At 63.7% G+C, this 1,883-nt stretch carries 2 protein-coding genes and 2 rRNA genes; 3 read left to right on the forward strand and 1 reads right to left on the reverse strand.

Annotated elements, in window-relative coordinates:
• Window positions 1-97 (forward strand): 23S ribosomal RNA (locus ACWD0F_RS11475); the annotation flags it as partial.
• Between the two features lie 139 nt (window positions 98-236).
• A 5S ribosomal RNA gene (gene rrf / locus ACWD0F_RS11480) occupies window positions 237-353 on the forward strand.
• A 244-nt stretch (window positions 354-597) separates the two neighbouring features.
• Here rrf and ACWD0F_RS11485 read toward each other — a convergent pair.
• A complete protein-coding gene (locus ACWD0F_RS11485) occupies window positions 598-1,347 on the reverse strand; it encodes an SAM-dependent methyltransferase (protein ID WP_449874300.1) in 750 nt (249 codons plus the stop codon).
• Between the two features lie 234 nt (window positions 1,348-1,581).
• Between ACWD0F_RS11485 and ACWD0F_RS11490 the strand changes: the two genes are divergently transcribed.
• The coding region (locus ACWD0F_RS11490; protein WP_449874301.1) for a hypothetical protein at window positions 1,582-1,883 on the forward strand (302 nt) is incomplete at its 3' end.

Here is a 1,883-nt window from a genome sequence, read left to right on the forward strand (position 1 = left end):
GTAAGGCCCCCGATAGACGATCGGGTTGATAGGCCGGAGGTGGAAGCACGGCAACGTGTGGAGCTGACCGGTACTAATAGGCCGAGGACTTGACCACAAAGCATAAGGCTTTGGTGTGTGCAGCGCTCTGTAACTCTTCGCCGGGTCCAGAGAAGCGCCACACCAAAGAATCTGTTGCCCGCGTCCACTATGCAATTCTGAGACAGCAAGCGGCATGCTTGTATGTTTCGGAGGGTTACGGCGGTTATGGCGAGAAGGAAACACCCGGTTACATTCCGAACCCGGAAGTTAAGCTTCTCAGCGCCGATGGTACTGCACTCGGGAGGGTGTGGGAGAGTAGGTCACCGCCGGACAATCTTTAAAAGGCCCCGACGCCTAGAGCGTCGGGGCCTTTTTGCATTCCAGGAATATGCGACAGAGGGCGTTCCGGACGGAGCGGGCGCACGGCGATCCGCGCACGGTCGGTTCGATCTTAGGCAGTTCGATCGGGGGGCGGATCGATCGGGGCGGAGCGGCTTTATAGCGAAGGTTTCCGACCGAGCGGTTACATACTGCTTTCTGCTCCGCTCATTGGTGTCGGTTTCGGGTTCGCCTCTGTCATGGAAGAGCCGGCCGGAGGACGAAGACACCCCAGCCGAGATATTGGCGACCGTATTCCAGATGCGAGCGGCGGGCATGCGTGAGGAATTCTCGCATGGCCGGAGCATCGGGGTCCGCGGGATTGTCGCGCAGCCAGTCGCTGATCGTCCACCACTGACTGGCTACGTACCGGTCCCAACTGTCGGGATCGGCCAGCACCATTTCCAGCAGCTCGAAGCCGGCTTCCCGGATGCGCTCCTCTGTGTCGGCGAGTGAGGTGAAAAGGTCTTTGTCCTCTATGCCGAGGGCCTGGTAGGCCTCGGGTGGAGGCGGAGAGGCCCAGTAGCACTCGCCAACGAGGACGATGCCGTCCGGGCGCAGATGCCGGCGCATGAGGGACAAGGTGCCCTTGAGGCCGCCGCCGATCCAGGTGGCGCCGATGCAGGAGACCAGGTCGTACGACTCGGGCGTGTCTTCGTAGCCGGCGGCGTCCGCTTCCACGAACTGGAGGTGGTCGGCCACGCCGAGCTCTTGGGCGCGTGTCCGGGCGCCGGACAGGAAGAACGTGCTGATGTCCACGCCAACGCCTTGCACGCCGTAATCAGCCGCCCAGCGAGAAAGGAGCTCGCCCTTTCCGCACGCCAGGTCCAGATGGCGTGCGCCGCGCACGGGACGACAGATTTCACCAAGCAGGTTGAGCTTGTCGTCCGTCAGGGGGTTCAGAATCCGGTGCCGGGACTCGGCGATTTCGTGGAAGCGTAGTGACATGGTGAGCAGTCTTGCTGACCTGACGTTTATCGGCGAGCGAATTAACCGGGGTTGCGCCGGGCTCGTGGACGTTCCCCGGCTTGCTAGGCTGGGGGTACCGGGCCACCCCCCACGGGTGGCCTTCGTCGCGTAAGGCCCGAGGGCGGGCAGCGACCAGCCACGGTGGACCGTTGTTGAGAGTCCGCTGGGTGAGCCAACGAAATGGACCAGAAGTGAACAGAGATAACGGATCGGATGGCGGACCGCGCGATCGCGGCGACTACGGGGACAGGCGTTCCGGCGAAGAGGGCAGGAGCGGCGGATACGGCTCTCGCGGGCGAGACTCTGGTGATAGCCGTCCGTTCCGTTCCGAGGACAGGCCGCGCTCCGACAGTCAGGGAGACAGAGGACCTCGGCGGGACGACGGCTATCGGGGCCGAGACGATCGCGGTGGTTCGCCGCGTGAGGGCGGAGAGCGTCGTCCGTTCCGCGAGCGCGATGACCGAGGTGGTCCTCGTGAGGGTGCATCTGGTGACCGTGGTCCTCGTCGTGAGGGT

Source organism: Nonomuraea sp. NPDC002799 (genome assembly GCF_053592075.1).